Below are 18,880 nucleotides of genomic sequence, written 5' to 3'. Positions count from 1 at the left end.
GTCAGGCTCCAGGGTTGTAAACACGCTCAAGCGTCAGCGCCAGAGAAGCGGAGGTGGTGCTGGCATGCACCGGCCGCCAGCTCTTGCACTTGACCTTGATGGGTTCCGGCTCCAACGGAGGGCGCCACCAGAACCAGCGCACGCCGGCATGTCGTCGCAGAAAATCGCGCGCGGCAATAATGCGCGCGTGATCACCACTGATCGTGATTCCCCACGACACCTGCAGCGTATTGATGCCGTCCTCGATGCTCTGCTGGTAACCGTCACCAAAGCTGACTTGGCGCGTGCGCGGAGTTTCGTCTCCACCAGCGCCCAGCTCAAACGGAAAATCAAACGTTTCAGCCACTCAGAACACCTCCTGGCCTTAAGTCGGCAGCTTGGCGGCGGCTGTAGACCGAATCCGCCACGCGTTCCATGGTAATAATCAGCTGCGCTGCGCCGTCTTTGCCCACCCCCTGCTGTACGTCCACCTGCGCGCCGGCATTGTTGTTGATGACCACGTTCAGCTTGGCTCCACCACTCTGCGCCCCCTGATTCTGCCGCGCCAGGTAGCGCTTCAGGTCCTCGTTGGTGCGGCTGTCCACTACCCGCTCGCCACGGTCCAGCAACCAGGTGCCCTCACGCGGGATGTTGTCGATACCGTCATGGGCCATGCCCTGAATTGCCTGCGCAGCCATCACGCCAACTGAGGCATAGCCAAGCCCGCGGACCATCGAAGCGGCAGGTATGCCAAGAATCGGCCCCAGAGTCATGGCCTTGGTCGCCGCCTCTTCGGTGTTGATGATGGCCTGGGCAATCGCCGTCGCCTTGCTCATGGCGAACATCAACTTGTAAGCGGCCGACTGTCTGCCCCCTGCCTGCTCGGCCATGGAAGCAAGCCCATCGAAGACCTGACCTGACATACTCAGGATCAGGCTGGCCTTCTGATTCTCCAGCGCAGTCATGTCCTGCTGCAGCTTCCGCTGTGCGGCTACTTCCGCCTGTACTCGCTCCTGCGATCCCTCGGCCCACGCCTCGGAGATACGTCGCTGCATCTCTTGATGAGCCTGTACAATCTTATCGGTGTCCGAGAGCATGCCGAGATCGCCACGAACGCTGTTCTGCACCTGATCGATAGACAGCTGATTGCGCTGATTCTCACGCCCAAGCAGCCTCTGACGCTCCTCCTCGCTCAACTGAGCATTGCCGGTGATATCGCGGACGGCGGCGCCATGCTCGCGCTGCAGGCGTTCAAGTGGAGTTTCGTACTGTCGCCTCAACTCGGCAGCCTGCTTGATCGCGATACCCTGTTTTTCGATCTCGGCAAGCCGAGTGGCCTTTGCGATCTGCGAGTCAAGCGACTTCAGTTCAAGGTCGCGGTTTTTTCTCTGTTCGGCGGACAAGCTTCGCTCGTTCTCGAGCAGGCTTTTCCGGCGCTCCGTCAGTTCGTTGAGCTTCTTCTCACCAGGCGTGAGCTCATTGGCGTACGCGACCCCGCTGTACTGATCCTGCAGCCGCTTGACGTACTCCTGCGCACTCAATATTGCCGCATCGAGACTGGACTCGGCCGACTCGAATTTATTCAGGCCACCCGACGTCGGCCCCTTCCGGGGCTTCGGCTGCTTGGGGTCCTTGTATTTGTCGGCAATCTTGGCCTCATCGGCCTTCATGCGCTCCGGCGTGTACTCAGCGCCCCCTCCGGCAGCTTTCAGGTCGGCCACGGCACGACGATACTGCTCAACTTCCTTCTTGCGCTTATCCGCGTTACTAGCAACGCGGGCCGTCATATCGTCCAGATATTTCAGCGCAGTAATACCCGACTTGCGAGTCGCCTCGCGCTCGGCGTCCCGATTGGCATCGGTTTGCAGGCGCCGCGCATCCGCCTCCAGCCCAGCCAGCTCGTTGGACAGCTGCGCCACCAGCCCTGACGGCTGGGAAAAGTCTCCCGCGTGCGCTTTGGCGCGGGCTAGGGCAACCTTTTTCTCGGCAATCTGCTCCGCCAGCGGCTCTTTACGGCCGATATCCAGCAGCGCATCGCCCGCTCCCTTCACCGCGTCTTTGATCGCGTTCCAGCTGCGTTCGATGGTGCCGAGGTTGCCCTGCATTTCCTTGGTGCGCGCCGCCAGCGTATCGGCATAGGCGTTCTGCGCCACATTGGCGGCCTCGGTGGCGTGCCCCTGTTTCTCCAGCGATTCGATCTGTTCGTAGGTCGAAGCGGTCAGAAAGCGCATGCTTTCATCCAGCTTGAGCGCCGCCTTCAGCGGCTCCTTGGCCAGGTCGCTGAATTGCTTGGCTATCTCTTCAACCGCCGTGCCGGTCACGTCGGACGATTCCAGCGCGACCGCCGCAAAACGCTGCAGATTGACCGACGCCACATTACCCGACCCGGCCAGCGCGGCCAGCGCCTCGGCAGCGGCATGCTGTGTCCCGGTCGTTTCGGCGATTCGGGCCGCCATGGTGGCCATGGCGTCGGCCGACGTGCCTGCCGCATTGTTGGTCTGGATCAGCGCCTTGGTGTAGCCGTCAGCCTCCTGGCTGCCCACGTAGTAGGCGTACGCCAGTCCCGCTGCGGCAGCAGCGGCGAGCGTGTATGGGTTGACCAATCCAACAATGTAGCCGCCGAGCGCCCTGGCAGCCGGCAGCGCGCCACCAAACATATCCTTGAGCTGCCCACCCTGCTGCAAGAGCACGGTCAGCGGCTGCTGGCCAGACGCAATCGAGACAGCGATATCGGTGAACTGTGCCGGCACCTGGCGCAGAGCCGCCTGCATCTGTGCCGCGCTGACCCCTGTTCTGTGCTGCCTGACCGACACGGCATCCAGTTGATCGAGGTAGGGCCTCAGCGCATCGGCATCGACACCGCGTTGACCGGCCAACAAGCGAAAATACTCGCTGCTGGATTTGCCACCCGCCTGCATCGCCGCCGTGGTGCGCTGGATATCGCTGATCATGCTGCTGGTCGACTGGTCGATCTTGCCAGCCGCTGCCCCGCCACTGTCGCCCACAGCCTCCAGCGCGTGGGCAGCCTGCCTTGCACCAGCCTCCATCTGCTCCGACCCAGCCGTAACAGCACGGCTGGCCGCCGTAATCCCGGCCTGCAGATGGGCAACATCGGCCTCCACGCTAATGACCAGCGAGCCACCGTTTACCGCCGCCATGGCTGTACCCCTTTCTTGTGGCATTTACGACTTTTAACCACGCTGTTCGCTCCACACGTCCAGCGTGACCCGCTCCATGACTCGCAAGTCATTCAGCAGCGCCCCCCGCTGCCGGCGGGGAATGGCCTGCATGTTCATCACCGACTCGACGGCGGCGTAGTCCAGCGCGACGGGTAGGCCAGTCATGCCGGCACGACGCCACTGCCCGGCCACGCTCAACCACAACCGCACTGCTGACGCATTGGCCGCGTACACCTCCACGTCACCCGGCAGGCCATACGCAAGATGCCGGGCAACGGAGGTCAGTTTTTTTCGCGGCCGTGCAGGTGTACGTCGTGTACCGCCTTCCAGAACGCCAGCGCGACGTAGTTACCCCCCGCCCCCGTCAGGGCGGACCGCAGCGCCTCCGGCGAGTACGGCACCACCTCACCTTGCGGATCGCGTACCGACTCCCAGTCAGCCACGAATTCCGACAGCGCCGCGCTGCCTTGCTCAAGCGCCCGGGATAGCGTCTCGGACGATTCGATCTTGGTCAGCGACTCATACTGCTCGGGCGGCAGGAGGCGGATATGCGCAACCAGCTCGGCTGCCTGCTCGACGCCACCGTCAGCCGGCAGCACCACTTTCACCGGCCACTTGATGATCGGGTTCTGATTGATGACAAACATGGTGTTCTCCGGCCCCGCCAGGGCGGGGCGTTACGGGTTGTACTTAGGCGCGCAGCATGTACAGGTACTGGCTGATGCCGTTGCCGGTTTTGCCGGTATCCACCAGCAGGCTGCCGGTCAGCTCGGACTTGGCGAAATCGCTGCCTTCGCTGATCAGATCCAGGCCGCCCGCACCCAGGCGCACGCGGTGGCACTGCACGATGACCGGCGCGCCACCGTCGGCAGCGTTGAGGCCGATGAAGCGGGCCTCGTACTCCTGCCCCGGGTGAGTCAGCGCATCGATGCGTTCGGCCGCCAAGGCGGTGTAATCGACATCCAGGTCGTCACCATCAGCGAAGCCACCGGCACCCGCCAGGAAGCGGATGCCGCCAGCCGTGACGATGTAGTCCGCGGCGGAGATTTCGGCGGCGCCGCTCTTCACGGTAACCGGCTTGGTGGTGTCGACGATCTTGGCCAGAGCTGCAAGCTTTCCGGCATAGCCCTTGATGGGCTCGGCCACAACCGCGCCGCCCGCAACGCTGGAGGTACTGCCCTTGAGCAGCAGCGCCAGGTTCTCTTTACTGAACTGGCTGATACCCCCCAAGGTGATGCCAACACCCTTGACCTCGGCGTAGATGTCGAGATCGCCCCCCGCGATAGAGGTGGTATTGGCGAGCTTCTTTTCATCGATCTCAGGGGAGACTTTGAGCGAAGCCAGGTTGAGCACCGACACATACTGGCCGGTGCCACGAGGAGCAAGGTGCAGTTCGCCCTTGCCGATGAAACTGAGGTTTTGAGGCATGGTGTGTTCCTATGCGATGTAGTCGATGCTGACCACGATCCGCGCGGCAGCGTAGGCGATGGCGAGATCTTCCAGATCCCAGTCCGTGGCGACTTCGACGGAAACGACGTAGTAGAGGTTTTCCTTCAGCGCCAGTACGGCGGTAGTGATGGCACCCTCTACTGCATCGAGTACATCGAAACGACTGTCACCATTGCCGTAGAGGTCGATCGCCAGTTCCAGCCGGCGGGTGCGGCTGGCGCTGGTGGCTTCGGACAATCCGCCATCGCTCCGGCGGCGAATATTGAGCGCCGGCAACTGGCTGGAACCGATGTCGGCCGTGCGGTTTTCGAACTGATTGCCGGCGGGAATGCCGGCAGCAGTCGCTGCCGCCTTGACGGCACCGGCCAGGGCGATCAGCAGCGCGCTGCGGTTGCTCATGGTTGCAGCTCCAGAGAGAGGGTGAGGAAGCCATCGCCGCGACGCTCTGGCGGTTGCGACACGCGCCAGTTATCGCCGTCCGCCACGACAGCAACCCCCTCGCCGATGACGGCACTGCCGAGGTCGGCCAGCAAGATGGCCAGCGTGGCGGTTTTGAGCGCTTCGCCGCGAACGAAGCCCAGTGCCACACCGTTTCCATCCTCACGGTGGAAAACCCCGGTGTAGGGCTGGCCGTCCACGCTGACCGACTCACCCATGACGCCATCACTGGCCAGGCGCCCCAGGCTGCGGTTCAGGCGGTCAAAGGCATTCATCAGGCGGCGACGGTGGTCGAGGTGCCGTTGAGGCGCACGTCCACACTGGTGGAGCCGTTGGCCGCTGCGGCGAAAGCGGTGCCAATCAGGTGCTTGCCGGCAGCTTTCTCGCCGCAGGTCTTGGCAGCGGGGTCGAACCAGACTTCCTCGCCGAGGGTGAACACGGCCGCGGCGTCTTTCGGCAGCTCGTACACGCCCAGCGTGGTCGAGGAGAGCGGGTCGCCGATCGCAGCAGCGTGCTGTGCGACGCTGAACAGATTGCCGTTCAGCACCGGATCACCCGAAGCCGTCACGGCGGTGGCGACTTGGGTCAGGGTGGCGCCGGTGGATTTGTAATTGCGCATGGGTCAATCTCCGATCAGGAAATGAGAACGCCCGCGCAAAGGCGGGCGTCATGGGGCGTCAGCGGGCTTACTGGCCCGGGTTGGTGGTAATCCAGCGGTAATCCATCAGGCCGACACCGACGTCGATGCGGCCCTTGACCTGCACGCCATCCACCTCGAAGCCCTCGCGGCTGGTGGTGTACACGCCACGCTGGCCCTCGAGGTAGGCCAATTCGATGGTCGGCGCCGATTCCGGGCCGGCCGCCAGATACCAGCGGGCGGCGCTGTTTCGGGTCAGGCGCGGCTCGGCGATGACCTGGTACTGGCCGGCCAGCGGGTTGAGCTTGTCCACCTCGGTGGCCGACACGAAGCCGATGGCGCGCTGGGCAGCCAGGCGCAGGGTGCGCGGCACCAGGATGTACTTGCCGTACAGGTTGAGATCGTCACCGGTACCCGGCTCGGTCTGCGCCCCGATCAACTGGTCGAGCGCGTCGATGGCATCGATGCCGACGGCAGCCGCGGCGGCGGCAATGTTGCCGTGACCCGCGTGGAACAGCGCCTTGCCGTCGCCCAGTTTCTGGTTGTTGATGATCAGGCCCCAGACCAGGTTGGATTCCAGGTTCGCGGCGCTACGACCGAAACCGAAGGCGGTGTCGGTGAACACGCCGAGGTCGTCGTTGATGATGACCTGACGGCTGATGTTGACGATGCGGCCGAAGGTGCGCAGCTTGTAGCGCTCGCTCTCGGCATCGTTCAGGTTGCCGATCTCGAATTCGCCGGCCTCGGTCACTTCCTTGAGTTCAACCTGATTGCCTACGCGCAGCTTCACCACGTCCTTGAAGTCCGGCGCGGAGACTTCGCGCACCAGCGGGCGGAAGGTCTGCCCGGCCAGCTCATAGCCCTGCAACATGGAGCGGTTGGCTTCGTTGGCCAGGATCACCGGGAAATCCGACGTGGTATGCATGCCGTAGCCGCGGGTGTTGTTGAGCGCCAGCTCGACAATCTCGGAACGAGCCAGGCCACGCACGTTGGCGCCGGCGGCTTCGGCGCAGGCGCGCGCCATGTCGGTGAGGTTCATCCCGCGATACTGGCGTGCCGCCTCGGGAAGATCGCCACCGAAGGCGCGATGGTGGATGGCCGCCTGCATGGCGCTGCGACGAACCTCGGTTTCATCCTGCAGCGTTTCGACATTGGCGGCGCTGCGTTCCTGGTTGGCATCGCTGTTCTGGGCGAGCCGCTCCAGCACCAGCTCGCGGGCACGGTGGATATCACACGCGGGGTCATCCATCAGGGTGCGGGCGAAGTCGGTACCCAACTGCGGGTACAGCCCAACCAGATTACGGATGTCCTTCTGGCGCTGATTTTCTGCCTGCATGGCGGCGGTGCGTTCCTGCTGACGCAGGGCTTCGATTTCTTCCGGGGTCATGGTCGGTTCCTGAGTTCGAGTTTCGGGTTCTTGCGGCTGAATTGGATCGACGTGGTGGTCGTCCTGGTTGGCTTGCAGGTATCGCACCGGATAATTCGGCGCATCGTCCGGGCGCATGGCGCTGCGGATGCCGGCATCTGCATCGGCCGGCACGGGTACCAGGCTGATTTCGGTCGGTTCCCAGTCCACCGCGAGGTATTCCGGGGTCTGGCCGTCGCGCTCGGTGATCTGGTAGGTGTGGACGATGTAGCCGACGCTGACGTTGCGCACGATCTTGTCGACCACGTCCTGCCAGATGGGCTCGACATCGTCGCGCTTGGAAAAGCGCAGCAAGGCACGGCCTTCGCCGTTGTCCAGCCAGGCTTTCTCGACGACGCCGATCTGGTCCTTGAGATCCCACTGCTGATGGGTGTTGAGCATCGGCGCCCCGCCATTGAGGCGGTTGAGCCGGCAATGCTCCGGCAGCATCGACAAAGATTCGTTGTAGTAGCGCCAGTTATTCCAGTCGAAGCGCCGCACGGCAGCGCCGGTGGACCAGACCAGCTCGACGGTGCGTTGCTCGACATCGATGGTGCCGCTGTCAACGGACAGCAGCCGCGAGACCAGCGGCAGGCCGTTGCGGGTGATCTGCGCCGGCGGCTGGCTTTGCTGGTTGGGTTGAGGCATAGGCCCTCCAAAACGAGAAAACCCGCCTGATGGCGGGTCATGGATCAGCGCGGTGACTCACGCTGCACGGCGGCGGCTGCGCTTTGTCGCCACAGCAGTAACAGCGGCAGCAAATCCGCCTAGGGGGCGGAGGTGCTGGCAACTTCACTTTTGGCATGGGCGGAGGTGGCTTTTTCGGCATTGGCAGTGGCGGCACGCTGCCCCTGGACGAATCTCCAGAGCCGAACCAGAGCAGCAGGATCATCACAACCATGAATCCCACGAAAAGGCTAAGCTTTCCCATCGTTGGCTCCTGATGGTTCATCCGGTGTAGCCAGCAGCGCAATCAGCCCGTCCAGGCTGATCGGAATGCCGGCCTCTCTCAGGCGCTCCCAATCGGCGGTCAGCTCCGCCAGCACCGTTTCCGGCTGGTTACCAAGGCGGCGCTGCAGTTCGCTGAACGATTGGACGCCGGCGGCGACCTTGAGCAGTTCGCCCTTCATGTCCTTGACGGGGTCAGTCCATTCCAGCTTCGGCACCGACCACTCGGTACCGGTAGGTATGGGGCGCTTGCCGACGAGGTCGGCGGCTTCGTTGTACCAGCCAACAATGCGCTGGCAGACCATCGGCACGAAGCACAGCCACTGCCATGCCTCGATGCTGCGGCGGTATGGAAGCATGCCGCCGCGCAGGCTGGAGTAATTCACCTGAGATAAGTCGCCGGACAACTGCTCGTAGGTCTGCCCGGCCCCAGCCGCAAGGGCGCGGTGCCCCGCTCGCACGTAGTCGGCATAGCCGGCGGTCGCGGTAGGTTGGCCGAACGTGACCGACTCGCCGGGCAGCAGCCGCTTGATCATGCCCGGTGCGACGCGCTCGGTAGGCCGCCCCTTGGCATCCTGACCGACATCGCCGACGCCGCTGCCGGCGCCGCCTTCGCTGGTGACGAAAACGCTGAAGCACGCCTCGACTTTCTTGCGCGTCAGCTCGGCATCCTCGTAGTCGTCCAGGTCGCGGGCGCGCAGGATAACCGGCGCCAACTCCGGTACGCCGTGGATTTGACCGGGACGCAAGCGCTTGAAGGCGTAGATCACGTCGTCGGCGGGGACGCGCCGGGACTGCAAGACGCGACCGTAGCGAGAGGCCTCGCCGGGGTGTTGGTCGAACAACCAATAGGCGACGCGACGCCCCAGCTTGTCGAACTCGACCCCGCCAAGGATGTAACCGGTCTTGGTCTCCTCGGTCTTGTCGTGGTCGAGGTAATCCGGCTCGAGTACCTGCACCTGGAATGGCACCGGCAAGCCATCCGACGTGCGACGCCAGCGGCGACGGATAATCACGGCGCCGCTTTCCCACATGCAGCGCCCGGCCAGTGCCTGCAGGCCGTAGAGGTCGGACAGGCCATCCGCATCACAGGCGGTGGTTTCCGCCCATGCCAGCCAGCCCTTTCCGGCCGCATGGCCCTTGCTGATGCCGAGGCGTATGCCGGCGCCGATGGCATCACCCACCCAGGTCTCCAGCGCCTTCTTGCACCAGGGGTTGTTGCGCACCAGGTCGTGGCTACGGTTGCGCAACGTGGGCAAGGCCATCAGGTTTTCTGCGTTGGCGCTGGTGCCGGGCGTATTCCATCCGGCAGTGCGGCGCCCCTTCTTCGCGCCTTCGTAGGCCCGCACATGCTCGAGCGCCTGCCGGGCCTGCCAGCGCCGCACGCCCGCCATCGGGCTGAAAAACCCGACCAGGCTATCAATCAGGTTCATGGCTCAGTCCCGGTCGAATTGGGCGAAGGTGGTGACGTGACGCCCACCACTTCCCGGCAGCAAGCCAGCGGCTGACATCTCCTCGCGCATTACGTTGCGGGCCCGGATCAGGTCGTCCATGCTGCGGTAGGTAACGCGGTCGCCGCCGCGCTCGATAGTCAGCTCGCCGGTGGCGATGGCCTGCTCGACGCCGCGCAGGTCGTCCAGGGTGAAGGTGGTCATCAATCATCTCTCCAGTAGTCATCGGCATCGGGCAGGTAACCGTTCTGATCCGGCTCCGAAAACGACGAAGCCCCGCTAGGGGCGGGGCTTGTGGGTTGGGTTGCAGGCCGCTGCGCGGGAGGCGGCTCAGGGGCCGGTCTATCGGGTACCGGCTCGGCGAACATATCCCGCACCGAGGGCTGGATGATCAGCTCGCGGGCCGCCCAATCGGCGTCGGTCGCGTTCTGTATCCGTAGCGGCGGCGCGCAGGCGGCAAAGTAGGCATAGTTCCAGCAGTCCAGCGCCTCGTTGCGCTCCTGCCCCTTGCGCTTTTTCCACTTCTTGTTGACCGGGTCGTAAACCTCGGCGGTTAGCTGCTCGTAGTAGTCGTCGTCCAGGTCGTCGCTGAAGTTGATGAACAGCTCGCCGCCGGACTCCATCGCTTGCCGATCAGCCAGCAGGCGGGCAAACAGCGCGCTCTTGGCCTTGTCGACACCAACCGTCCACAGCTGCAGGCCGTTCTTTACTGTGCCGCCGCCGTCGTCAACATCGACCTTCGAGGGACGGCTGACCAGTGGCTTGTTGTCCCGTCCGATGACAGCGAACAGCCGGGTGCGCCCCTTCCAATTGCGCACAAACCGGTACGCTGACTGGGTGTGGTGACCCGCCGTATCGATGGCAGCCGCCTCGATACGCATGTCAACACCAAACAGGTTGCGGTACTGGCCAGTGAGGTGGCAGGAAAGCTGGTCCCACACGTTGGGCTGCTCGGGCGTGCTAGGCGCAGCTGGGTTTCCGTAGATGATGATGCGATCGATGATGTGGCACCGCTCGCCCCGGCCCCAGCCGTAGACGTACATTTCCAGGCGGTCATCCTGTGTGTCGATACCCGCGGTGAGCAGCAGCACACCACCCGGGATCACCCGCAACTTGTACGGCTTGGCACGCTGCGCCAACTCGTGGGCCTTGATGCTGTTCGACTTGTCTTCCCATGTCTCGCCGAGCGCCGTGTTGATGAAGCGCTTGAGCTCGACTGGGTCTTTCTGCGCCAGCAGGAACTGCCGGGCGCGCTCTTTCCACGTCCTACCTAGGCCGATCGGCGAGTAATAGCTGTTGATGTGGTATCCGCGCACCTGCCGCTCCGGGTAGGTTGGCACCCATTCGCCGTTTTCCAGCATCCACGTCTTGTGGTGCTCGGGAATGTCTTGCTCGCAGGATTCGCAGATGTAAACCACATCGATGAGGCCATCCGGATCGCCGTCACGATCATCGGCAAAAACGTATTTCATTCGCTGATGCACCAGGCGCTGCTTGTGGCCGCAGTGCGGGCAGGGCACGTGGTAATAGCGCTGGTCGCTGCGCAGAAACTCCTTTTCGATGGTGCTGGCACCCTTCACCGTGGGTGTGCTGACCAGCAGGATCTTCCGGCGCGGGAAGTTGTTGGTGCGTTCTTCGGCCAACCCGACCGGGTCGCCCTCGCCGTCGAGGTCGTCGGGGTAGGCGTCGACTTCATCCAGAAACAGGTTTTTCACCGGCATCGAGCGCAGCGATTTGGCCGAGTTGGCCCCGCCAATGCGCAGCACACCGCCGGGATACTCTTTCAGTAGCGTGGTATTGCCGCCGTCCCGGCTACGCGCGGGCGGAATCTTGGTCATCAGGACTGGGCTGGCGCTGATCATGTTGGCCAGGCGCTGCTTGGACCACAGTTCGGCCACCTCGATGGACGGCTCCACCACCAGCATCGGGGAGGGGCTCTGGTCGACCACGTAGCCGGTCCAGTTGATACCTGACTCGGTCCCTGCTACCTGCGTCGATTTCATGAACACGACGCGCTGCACCGGCGAGCTCGAGCTGAGGCAGTCCTGAATTTCGCGGATGAACGGCACGCGACCGGTTTTCCATGGCCCAGGCTCGGAGGTTTCGGCGCTGGTGAGCTGGCGGTTTGCATCGGCCCACTCAGAAACGGTGAGACGGGGTCGTGGCGCAAATGCCGCAGACCATGCCGCCACTACGGACTCATAGGCCCGCTGCGTGAATTCGGAAAGGTCCATGGCAATCAACCCTAGATTTTGTCGAGCAGTTCCCCTGCCTGTTTGCTGAGCGTGGCGCAGATGTTGTCGATCTCGTCTTGCAGCATGGTGTAGACGGCGTGCGGGTCTGTCTCAGCGGCCAGCACGGTGGCGATACGATCGGGCATGCGCTCGAAAGCGGAGCGAGTGGCCGAGGCCAGGTCGGTCACGGCCTTGACGGTGCCATCCTGCGAAATCAACTCGCGGCGGGACTTGGCAAGCTCAATATCCATCTGCTCGCCGCGCTTCTGTTCGTTCTGCGCCCGGGCGACGTTGTAGGCGGCCATCGGATCGGACAGCAGAAGCCTGGCCGGATCAGGCAGGCCAGCTGCCGGCGAGGATACTGACTGAGCTGATGGCGGAGCATCCAACCCAACGGCGGCACGAACGGTCTCTGCCACCGGCGCCGCACTGCCGCCCTTGGCTAAACGCTCCAGAGCATGGCGGGCGGCGACGGCCGACTTGTCAGCGCTGCCGGTTTTGGCAATGCGCTCAAGCGACTCGCGGACACGGATGCGATCGCCATCACTCGATAGAACCAACCTATCAGCCTTGGTAAGCTGGCTGATGTAAGCACGCGAAACGCCGAGGAAGTCGGCGAACTCGCTTTTTCGCATTTCCTCGGTCATCGTTCATTTGTAACCAGTTAATTGAAGATTCAGGGCTTAACTGACTTAACAGTTAAGTAAGGCAGCGGCCCCTATGACTAGCGAACTCTCGGGCCCCGCCTACCCGTATATGCCCGGGGGCCGGGGAAGGACCCATCAAGCCGCACCATATTGGTGCCGAGCGTAATGAGACCACAACCCGTAGCGCTGACTCATCCTACTACCCCAACAACTGGCGGTAGATCGGTAGCACCACCCGGCGTGTGAGGTCGTCGACATCGAGGCGCTTGGGCATGTTCACCCTGGGCACCAGCACGGCAACCGGCAACTCGGTAACGCGCCGCCGCTTGCCATCTGCACCGATCTTGGTCTTGCCGAAGCGACGCAGTTCATCGGCGTTGTCGCGGATGTTCTCAGCAAACAGATAGACCTTGCCGTCGTCCCCCTTGCGCCAGTCGTAGTTCCCGGACCGCATCAGCCCGGCGATCACATCGCGGAACTGCTGGTTCGAGAGTCGCCGCTGGCCGCGCACGTTGAACGGGATCAGCAAGCCCTTGCCATTGCGAGGCAACACGGTTCCACCCGTGCCATGGATACCAATCCACGGCACTTTCATTTCAGAGAACTTGAACACGGCGACAGGAGGTCGGGCCGGGTTCTTGTACGCAACATACCCTCTGAACGTCTTGGGAAACGACTTCTTCCTGACGTTGAACTTGGCACGGATTTCGTCTTGCAGCTTGGCTTCCACCAGAGGCTTGGCATCGAAGTGCAAACGCCGCAGTGCCTTGTTGGCTTTATCCTTGATCAGCTTTTCCAGATCGATAGACAAACCGGACATAACAGCCACCACAAAAAGCAACGCCCCAGCACTCAGGCCGGGGCATCGAACAACGACAAAGGAGGAAGCAACGATGAAGCAAGCCATACCCAAAGCACAATGCAAAAAGCCCAAGGCTTTCGACCTTGGGCTATCTGTAGACGCAATATGGGTAACTGAAGAACGAACTTTAATGGCAGATTTCTACCGTGTCAAGCGGCCTGACGATAATTTCCGTACTGCTCATCCACCACCTGCTCAAGCGCCCCCTTTGCTGCGACGAACCAACCATCCAGGCAAAGCTGCACCTGCTCGCGATAGAACCGCTGATGCGTATCGTAAGAGCGCCCATACAACTGAGCCGCCTCGCGGCTGGACCCGTCGCGCCGGGCCCAATGCCGAACCCAATACCGCAACCCCTCACGCCCAAATCGATTTCCATCGCGGATGTGATGCGCCACGAAACACGTCAGGTCATTCAGCACCGGCTCGCCCAGGCGCGGATTGTCCTTCAACACCCGCCACATCAACGCCAGGTTCTGCTCTGCTGGCAGCATCAATACCCGCTCCCATACAGCACCCGCCGCCGAACGATCATTACCCGTCAGATCAGACCAGCCAGCACCATCCGCAGCATAGTCGATCGCCTTCGCCCCGCCAGACGACAACACTTCCATCGCCTTCGACACCACGTGCACCAGCTCAGCATTCGACAGGCCGTACATCATCGTTTCTTGAAGCACTTACACTCCCATTCACCCCTGAACAGGAAATTCCCCAGCGGCCAACCTCTAACGGGCACGGCTCGCATGCGCAGAATTCTACCACGCCAGCGTCATTATCCGGCAGCTACGCCGCCCGCTTGCGGTAATCCTCCCACGGACACGCCAGCACCAGCGCATCCTCGAACATCCGGCTCACCGCCCGCTGCCCGAGAATCTCGCCCAGCCTGGCCGGCGTCTGGTTGGTTACGAACACCGTCGGCAACCCCTCGTTGTAGCGATGATTGATCACCATGTTCAGGTGCCGCATCGCCGGATTCGGATTGTCGAACACATCCACCTCATCCAGCACCAACAGCCTGTACTGGCCGAAGCGCAGCAGCTCACCCGACTCCGAGCGCCCCGGCACACCCCACGACGACGCAATCTCGTCGACCATCTCGCACGTCGTCGCATAGCGGGCGAACAGCCCGCAACGCTGGATGAGGTTCAGCATCGCCGCGCTCGCCATATGCGTCTTGCCCGTGCCCGGCCCGCCATGGATCACCAGGTTCTCGACCCGCTCGCCGCGCCCCAAACGCCCCACCCAGCCCTTCACTGCCGACAGCACCGCCCCCTGCTCATCGCATACCGGCAGCAGATCCCGGAACCGAGCCTCACGGTATTTGCGCGGAATGCCCGAGCGCCGCAGCATATGCTCACGCCGCTCCGCCTCGCCAGCAGACCGCTCCTCGGCCATCCAGCAGGCCGGGCAGCGTGCTGTCGAACCCGGCACGCCCAGCACCGTAAACGGGCCATGCTGATCACAGCAGCCGCCCAGCTCGACCAACCCGCGCTCCGCAGCCATCGCCGGCAGGTAACGCTGCAGATTACTCAATCCAGTCATGATCCACCTCCCCGTTTGCCACGCGCGCCGGAGGCTGGCCCGCTGCCGCACGATGCGCCTCGGCATCCGGCATCGACATCCAGGACGGCACCTGACGGCCACCCACGGCAGCCAGCCGGGGCCGCTTGGCTGGCTTCTGCCCCGAAACGACACCAGACTGCTCGCGCACCAGATCGCGCAGCACCTGAGTCAGATACTTGGCCGGCACCGCACGGCCATCCGTGATGTAGCCCCGCGCCTTCGCCACCCCCTGCGCCAACAGCGGCAGCGACACCCCCAGCGCCACCCACTCCTGCACCTCGGGGTTGGCCGAATGCGCCACGTTGACCCCCAGCTGGCGAGCCGCCACCAACAGCTGCACTGCCAGACTCGGGGTTCCCCTCGAATCTTCCTCGCGCGCGGTATCTCTATCTGTATTTATCTGACTATGTGATATGTCGCGTTCGTCACGCTCGCTCATGTCACGCTCATTGCCACCTGCAACAACCGGAAACACTTTATCGGCAAGGCTTTCAGCCATCACGTTAATGTCACGCTCATCTATAACGTTCATGTCCCGTTCCTCACGAGGGCGCACCTGTTCAGGCGTATCCGCAGCAGGGAAAAACACCACCAGCTTCTTTACCTCCTGAGGGGTGGCGCAGCGCTTCACAAGCCCAATGCGTTCCAGCTCATCGATCAGCACATCGATCTGACGCAGAGACGGCTTCCACGCCGCGTTATGGCTTCCCCTGGGCGGCACGTACTGACAGTGGATCGCCAGCACGGCGCGACTCATCCTGCCCGCGCCACGGCCAGCAATCCGTGTTCGCAGATCCATGCTGCCTCTCATTTGACGGAACAACCGCTCGGCATGAGGGCTCGCCTCATCCAGCAAGCGCTGTTCCTCCTCGCTCAACAAAATCCGCATTACCGCCCTTCCCAATTCCGCCGCATTGGCCGCACAAACGGCACCAGGTCGAACCCGTGCGCCTTCAGCGCCAGCCCCACGGCCTTCATATACTCATCACCATGGCACCGCCGCAGCCGTGCCTCCTCGCGCTCTTTCCACGCCAGCCAGCCACGTCGGGCCAGCTGCGCCAGATACAGCGCATCACTCGGCACGTGGCCGCTCACCTCCTGCCACGTCACCATCGTCCAATCCCTTTCGGCCGATCTTGCTATCCAACAACTGCTTCAACAGATTGATATGCCGACGCCGCAGCCTCGGCTTGTCATCCGGATGCGCCCGCCCCACCTTCCAGCACAGCCGGTAAAGCTCGCGGGAGGCATCGTCAGTCACAGCGACCACCCTTGCGGCGCGCAGCGCGTACCGCGTTCTGGAGCGCATGCAGGCGCTGGATATTGGCCGCGATGGCGTCCTCGATCGCATCCTGCTCTGCCGACGAAATCCGGCCATCGGACAACGCCTCATGCACCACCTGGCCGACATCACCATGCGCCGCCATCAACTGGCTCACCGCCATCAAGGGAGACACGTCCAGTTCAATGCCCTCACCCGGCATGCACACGTAGCCCAGCTCACTGGCGAACGCGAACAGGATGCGCGGATCACCCGTCAACTGACTGGCCGTCACGGCCGTTTTCAGGCCGAACACATGCGTATTGGCATTGACGTTGACCTGAGAGCGCAGCGTGGACGACGCCATCTTCAGCCGGGTCGCCAGTGCTTCCGCGCCGCCCGGATAGTCGTGAACAACAGAATGCGCCGCATCGAGAACGGTAGATGACATGGTCAACTCCCAAAAAAACGACCGTAGAAATAACGCCACGCAGCATCTATCGTTGGCAGCGCAGCACGATAAAAAACGCCCCGGGCAGCACCGGAGCCAAAACCACAGCCGCTCAGGGGAGTGCGACTGAAGGGGAAACAACAGGCCCGCCAGCATCAGGGGTGATGCTGGCGGATGCCCTGCTCACGCTATTCGGAACGCCAATTAATCGGACTTGGCGTGCTTCATGCGCTCGGAAAGCGCGACCAGCTTGGAGCCAATGTCATAGCTCACCTGCTTGCCGCGACGGCCGGTCGCCAGCCCGGCAATGCACGGCTGGGTACAACCGACTTCATCGGCAATCTGCTTTTGCGTCATTCCTGCTTTGAGCAGTTCGGCAATCAAGGATTTCCAGTTCATGTCGCAGTTTAATTACAAATGTAATTAACAAGCAAGTCCCAAGGTAATATTCATCTGTATAACAATTGCTATATGGACACACTCGCACAACGTCTCGCGGCCGCCCGCGCGGAGAGGCAACTCACTCAGGCTCAGCTCGCTCGTAAAAGCGGCGTAGCCCAGGCCACCATTGCTCACATCGAGAGCGGCAGGAACAAGGGGTCAAAGCACTTGCTCGACCTGGCACGCGCGCTTGGCGTTTCAGCCCATTGGCTGGACACCGGCAAGGGCAGCATGACCGAAGTCAGCCTGCGGCCGATCGCAGTGTGGGAGCAGGAAGAAGAGCTCAAGCAGGAGGGGGAGTACATTTTCCTGCCCGAGCTCACCGTGCGCGCCAGTGCCGGCCCGGGAACACCGATCTGGCACGTAGACGAGCGGGGGCAAAAACAGGCATTCACCGCCAAGTGGGCACGGCGAATGAACATCGACCCGCAATGCGCCGCAACCATGGTCGTCGATGGCGGCAGCATGGAGCCGCGCCTATGGTCGGGCGACAGCATCGTGGTCGACTACTGCCAGAATGAAACCATCATCGACGGCAAGGTCTACGTCCTGCTCATCGACGACGAAGTGAAGGTGAAGCGGCTCTATAAAGCCATCGGCGGCGGGCTGCGCATCACCAGCGACAACCCCGACAAGATCAGTCACCCCGACATTGTGGCCGCGCCGGAGCAGATGCCACACGTCAAGATCATCGGCCGCGTAGTAGCCGTATGCGGTGGCATGTAAAGGGAAAGCCCCTGGGCGGGGCTTCCTTTATCTCAGCTTACTACTGCACGCCACTGAGGCCTGGGCGAGGGCCGTATCGGCCACAAACGGGTAATACCCGCCTCCAAAGTAGTTTGTCGTCACGATCACATTGCCACCGTTTCTGCTCATAGAGAAGCGGCTGCCATCCTGGACATACACGGCATTGCCTGCATACTTCAACCTGTAGAGCAGGTCCTGCCCGCCAAACGAAGAACACATCAAGCCCGAGCCGTCAGGAGCCAGCTTCACCGTGGCCAACCACGGCCCCATGGCTCCAGTCCAGGCGCCCACCAACGTTTCGGGGGCCGCTGTTGGCATGACCTCAATGAAGCGATTATTGAGCATGTCGTCCATCGGGGAGGCGCACCCTCCCAAGAGAAACAAACCTGATAGCCACCAAAACCTGCGCACAGCCATACAACCCTCCCACATCAACAATGCCAAGAGGGTATGGCACGGCAATAGCTATGTCCAGCTCAGCGCCAGTGCGGTAGCGCCATTGCACGAGGCACCGGAAGGGCGACCCCGGACCACGGCAAGATCAAGCGAGAGCAGGATAGCAACGAAATATAACCTTTGTAATATTAAGCCACCCGCGATAGCAAATTTGCGCGCGCATCTGGTTAGCTAAGAACGTGCCACGCAGCAGACTAACTAAGCCCTGCCGAGCACCACGTTAGCTAACGCTACGACAGAACTTCATCAAAATTTGTGCGTCTGCAACACTCCAAAATTAGCCGCGCGTTCGGCCTGTTGATAACTACGATCAACCCGCGCCACGCTTAACTTCGACGTGTTTTTCGATGGCTATTTGCGTGAACGAAAATTCATCTGCTTACATACGCCGCCAAAGAAGTGACCGAATTTGGATTGCACAATCCAATGTCAGCACCCACAATTCAACCGTTAGTTGCATTTCAATGAGCTAACGCGTTCGCGGGACATGCCGTACGAGTGGACCATCCCGCCGTGCAGGAGCACAAGACAATGAAGAAAACAACTGGATTCAGCCCATCAACCCTGGGAAAAGCATTGCGCGACCTCAGCAGCGGCAAAACCTTGGATCAATACAATCTGCCTACTAATGTGAAGACGTCTATCGCCGTCACCCGTTACAGCAGCCAGGATATCTCTGAAGCGTTTGCCAAAGTGAAGAAGCCGAAGCGCGTGCTCTCGTTCTGAACT

Annotated in this window: 23 protein-coding genes; 2 read left to right on the top strand and 21 right to left on the bottom strand. The window is 62.2% G+C overall.

Annotation, left to right across the window (positions count from 1 at the left end):
* Position 1: 1 nt before the first annotated feature.
* The 20 genes from NH8B_RS04785 to NH8B_RS20740 all read right to left on the bottom strand — a co-directional run bounded on the left by NH8B_RS04785 (position 2) and on the right by NH8B_RS20740 (position 16,906).
* Positions 2 to 346: a phage tail protein gene (locus tag NH8B_RS04785; RefSeq protein ID WP_014086267.1), complete on the bottom strand. Its 345-nt coding sequence runs from the start codon at positions 344 to 346 to the stop codon at positions 2 to 4.
* Complete coding sequence (locus NH8B_RS20150; RefSeq protein WP_014086266.1) at positions 339 to 3,137, bottom strand: phage tail length tape measure family protein; 2,799 nt, start codon at positions 3,135 to 3,137, stop codon at positions 339 to 341. Before NH8B_RS20150 ends, NH8B_RS04785 begins: the two co-directional genes overlap by 8 nt.
* Positions 3,138 to 3,170: 33 nt before the next feature.
* Complete coding sequence (locus tag NH8B_RS21035; protein WP_255345170.1) at positions 3,171 to 3,392, bottom strand: DUF1799 domain-containing protein; 222 nt, start codon at positions 3,390 to 3,392, stop codon at positions 3,171 to 3,173.
* A 47-nt stretch (positions 3,393 to 3,439) separates the two neighbouring features.
* Positions 3,440 to 3,805, bottom strand: coding sequence for a hypothetical protein (locus tag NH8B_RS04770; RefSeq protein ID WP_014086264.1), 366 nt, complete (start codon positions 3,803 to 3,805; stop codon positions 3,440 to 3,442).
* 43 nt (positions 3,806 to 3,848) lie between these two features.
* Entirely contained in the window at positions 3,849 to 4,586 is a 738-nt protein-coding gene (locus NH8B_RS20145; protein ID WP_014086263.1) for a phage tail tube protein, read from the bottom strand.
* A 9-nt stretch (positions 4,587 to 4,595) separates the two neighbouring features.
* Positions 4,596 to 5,006 (bottom strand): hypothetical protein, encoded by a 411-nt coding sequence (locus NH8B_RS04760; protein ID WP_014086262.1) that lies wholly within the window; start codon positions 5,004 to 5,006, stop codon positions 4,596 to 4,598.
* The gene (locus NH8B_RS04755; protein WP_014086261.1) at positions 5,003 to 5,320 is read right to left on the bottom strand and encodes a head-tail joining protein; all 318 of its coding nucleotides are present in this window, start codon (positions 5,318 to 5,320) and stop codon (positions 5,003 to 5,005) included. Before NH8B_RS04755 ends, NH8B_RS04760 begins: the two co-directional genes overlap by 4 nt.
* Positions 5,320 to 5,664, bottom strand: a complete 345-nt coding sequence (locus tag NH8B_RS04750; RefSeq protein ID WP_014086260.1) for a DUF2190 family protein — start codon at positions 5,662 to 5,664, stop codon at positions 5,320 to 5,322. The genes NH8B_RS04755 and NH8B_RS04750 overlap by 1 nt, the downstream gene beginning before the upstream one ends.
* A 67-nt stretch (positions 5,665 to 5,731) precedes the next feature.
* Positions 5,732 to 7,735, bottom strand: coding sequence for a prohead protease/major capsid protein fusion protein (locus NH8B_RS04745; RefSeq protein ID WP_014086259.1), 2,004 nt, complete (start codon positions 7,733 to 7,735; stop codon positions 5,732 to 5,734).
* Between the two features lie 269 nt (positions 7,736 to 8,004).
* Positions 8,005 to 9,468, bottom strand: a complete 1,464-nt coding sequence (locus tag NH8B_RS04740; RefSeq protein ID WP_014086258.1) for a phage portal protein — start codon at positions 9,466 to 9,468, stop codon at positions 8,005 to 8,007.
* A 3-nt stretch (positions 9,469 to 9,471) separates the two neighbouring features.
* Positions 9,472 to 9,690, bottom strand: coding sequence for a phage head-tail joining protein (locus NH8B_RS04735; protein ID WP_014086257.1), 219 nt, complete (start codon positions 9,688 to 9,690; stop codon positions 9,472 to 9,474).
* Positions 9,690 to 11,720, bottom strand: a complete 2,031-nt coding sequence (locus tag NH8B_RS04730; RefSeq protein ID WP_014086256.1) for a phage terminase large subunit family protein — start codon at positions 11,718 to 11,720, stop codon at positions 9,690 to 9,692. Before NH8B_RS04730 ends, NH8B_RS04735 begins: the two co-directional genes overlap by 1 nt.
* Before the next feature lie 11 nt (positions 11,721 to 11,731).
* Positions 11,732 to 12,367, bottom strand: a complete 636-nt coding sequence (locus NH8B_RS20755) for a hypothetical protein (RefSeq protein ID WP_014086255.1) — start codon at positions 12,365 to 12,367, stop codon at positions 11,732 to 11,734.
* Between the two features lie 199 nt (positions 12,368 to 12,566).
* The gene (locus tag NH8B_RS04720) at positions 12,567 to 13,301 is read right to left on the bottom strand and encodes a DUF6441 family protein (RefSeq protein ID WP_158453612.1); all 735 of its coding nucleotides are present in this window, start codon (positions 13,299 to 13,301) and stop codon (positions 12,567 to 12,569) included.
* Positions 13,302 to 13,378: 77 nt separating this feature from the next.
* Positions 13,379 to 13,909, bottom strand: a complete 531-nt coding sequence (locus NH8B_RS04715; protein ID WP_148282939.1) for a hypothetical protein — start codon at positions 13,907 to 13,909, stop codon at positions 13,379 to 13,381.
* A 106-nt stretch (positions 13,910 to 14,015) separates the two neighbouring features.
* Complete coding sequence (locus tag NH8B_RS04710; protein ID WP_014086252.1) at positions 14,016 to 14,774, bottom strand: ATP-binding protein; 759 nt, start codon at positions 14,772 to 14,774, stop codon at positions 14,016 to 14,018.
* Complete coding sequence (locus tag NH8B_RS20750; RefSeq protein WP_014086251.1) at positions 14,758 to 15,684, bottom strand: hypothetical protein; 927 nt, start codon at positions 15,682 to 15,684, stop codon at positions 14,758 to 14,760. The genes NH8B_RS04710 and NH8B_RS20750 overlap by 17 nt, the downstream gene beginning before the upstream one ends.
* Complete coding sequence (locus NH8B_RS04700; RefSeq protein ID WP_014086250.1) at positions 15,684 to 15,908, bottom strand: hypothetical protein; 225 nt, start codon at positions 15,906 to 15,908, stop codon at positions 15,684 to 15,686. The genes NH8B_RS20750 and NH8B_RS04700 overlap by 1 nt, the downstream gene beginning before the upstream one ends.
* 140 nt (positions 15,909 to 16,048) lie before the next feature.
* Entirely contained in the window at positions 16,049 to 16,507 is a 459-nt protein-coding gene (locus tag NH8B_RS20745) for a phage regulatory CII family protein (protein WP_014086249.1), read from the bottom strand.
* A 204-nt stretch (positions 16,508 to 16,711) separates the two neighbouring features.
* Positions 16,712 to 16,906 (bottom strand): hypothetical protein, encoded by a 195-nt coding sequence (locus tag NH8B_RS20740; RefSeq protein WP_041702826.1) that lies wholly within the window; start codon positions 16,904 to 16,906, stop codon positions 16,712 to 16,714.
* A 72-nt stretch (positions 16,907 to 16,978) separates the two neighbouring features.
* On the opposite strand from NH8B_RS20740, the gene NH8B_RS20140 reads away from it, so the two are divergent.
* Positions 16,979 to 17,674, top strand: coding sequence for an XRE family transcriptional regulator (locus NH8B_RS20140; protein WP_014086247.1), 696 nt, complete (start codon positions 16,979 to 16,981; stop codon positions 17,672 to 17,674).
* Between the two features lie 27 nt (positions 17,675 to 17,701).
* Here NH8B_RS20140 and NH8B_RS04680 read toward each other — a convergent pair whose 3' ends face one another.
* Positions 17,702 to 18,112: a J517_1871 family lipoprotein gene (locus NH8B_RS04680; protein WP_041703282.1), complete on the bottom strand. Its 411-nt coding sequence runs from the start codon at positions 18,110 to 18,112 to the stop codon at positions 17,702 to 17,704.
* A 570-nt stretch (positions 18,113 to 18,682) separates the two neighbouring features.
* On the opposite strand from NH8B_RS04680, the gene NH8B_RS20735 reads away from it, so the two are divergent.
* Positions 18,683 to 18,877 carry a hypothetical protein gene (locus NH8B_RS20735; protein WP_014086245.1) on the top strand — a complete coding sequence of 65 codons (195 nt, stop codon included), beginning with the start codon at positions 18,683 to 18,685 and terminating at the stop codon, positions 18,875 to 18,877.
* Positions 18,878 to 18,880: the final 3 nt, after the last annotated feature.

The sequence above is a fragment of the Pseudogulbenkiania sp. NH8B genome (assembly GCF_000283535.1).
In the GTDB taxonomy this organism is placed as follows: Bacteria; Pseudomonadota; Gammaproteobacteria; order Burkholderiales; family Chromobacteriaceae; genus Pseudogulbenkiania; species Pseudogulbenkiania ferrooxidans.
The sequence above is the reverse complement of the archived record's forward strand: the minus strand, read 5'-3'. Positions and strand labels throughout refer to the sequence as shown.

Excerpts from the sequence above, each read along its gene's own strand:
- NH8B_RS20150 (WP_014086266.1), bottom strand. The coding sequence starts at position 3,137 with ATGGCGGCGGTAAACGGTGGCTCGCTGGTCATTAGCGTGGAGGCCGAT.
- NH8B_RS04770 (WP_014086264.1), bottom strand. The coding sequence starts at position 3,805 with ATGTTTGTCATCAATCAGAACCCGATCATCAAGTGGCCGGTGAAAGTG.
- NH8B_RS20145 (WP_014086263.1), bottom strand. The coding sequence starts at position 4,586 with ATGCCTCAAAACCTCAGTTTCATCGGCAAGGGCGAACTGCACCTTGCT.
- NH8B_RS04760 (WP_014086262.1), bottom strand. The coding sequence starts at position 5,006 with ATGAGCAACCGCAGCGCGCTGCTGATCGCCCTGGCCGGTGCCGTCAAG.
- NH8B_RS04755 (WP_014086261.1), bottom strand. The coding sequence starts at position 5,320 with ATGAATGCCTTTGACCGCCTGAACCGCAGCCTGGGGCGCCTGGCCAGT.
- NH8B_RS04750 (WP_014086260.1), bottom strand. The coding sequence starts at position 5,664 with ATGCGCAATTACAAATCCACCGGCGCCACCCTGACCCAAGTCGCCACC.
- NH8B_RS04745 (WP_014086259.1), bottom strand. The coding sequence starts at position 7,735 with ATGCCTCAACCCAACCAGCAAAGCCAGCCGCCGGCGCAGATCACCCGC.
- NH8B_RS04740 (WP_014086258.1), bottom strand. The coding sequence starts at position 9,468 with ATGAACCTGATTGATAGCCTGGTCGGGTTTTTCAGCCCGATGGCGGGC.
- NH8B_RS04735 (WP_014086257.1), bottom strand. The coding sequence starts at position 9,690 with ATGACCACCTTCACCCTGGACGACCTGCGCGGCGTCGAGCAGGCCATC.
- NH8B_RS04730 (WP_014086256.1), bottom strand. The coding sequence starts at position 11,720 with ATGGACCTTTCCGAATTCACGCAGCGGGCCTATGAGTCCGTAGTGGCG.
- NH8B_RS20755 (WP_014086255.1), bottom strand. The coding sequence starts at position 12,367 with ATGACCGAGGAAATGCGAAAAAGCGAGTTCGCCGACTTCCTCGGCGTT.
- NH8B_RS04710 (WP_014086252.1), bottom strand. The coding sequence starts at position 14,774 with ATGACTGGATTGAGTAATCTGCAGCGTTACCTGCCGGCGATGGCTGCG.
- NH8B_RS20750 (WP_014086251.1), bottom strand. The coding sequence starts at position 15,684 with ATGCGGATTTTGTTGAGCGAGGAGGAACAGCGCTTGCTGGATGAGGCG.
- NH8B_RS04700 (WP_014086250.1), bottom strand. The coding sequence starts at position 15,908 with ATGGTGACGTGGCAGGAGGTGAGCGGCCACGTGCCGAGTGATGCGCTG.
- NH8B_RS20745 (WP_014086249.1), bottom strand. The coding sequence starts at position 16,507 with ATGTCATCTACCGTTCTCGATGCGGCGCATTCTGTTGTTCACGACTAT.
- NH8B_RS20740 (WP_041702826.1), bottom strand. The coding sequence starts at position 16,906 with ATGAACTGGAAATCCTTGATTGCCGAACTGCTCAAAGCAGGAATGACG.
- NH8B_RS20140 (WP_014086247.1), top strand. The coding sequence starts at position 16,979 with ATGGACACACTCGCACAACGTCTCGCGGCCGCCCGCGCGGAGAGGCAA.
- NH8B_RS04680 (WP_041703282.1), bottom strand. The coding sequence starts at position 18,112 with ATGGCTGTGCGCAGGTTTTGGTGGCTATCAGGTTTGTTTCTCTTGGGA.
- NH8B_RS20735 (WP_014086245.1), top strand. The coding sequence starts at position 18,683 with ATGAAGAAAACAACTGGATTCAGCCCATCAACCCTGGGAAAAGCATTG.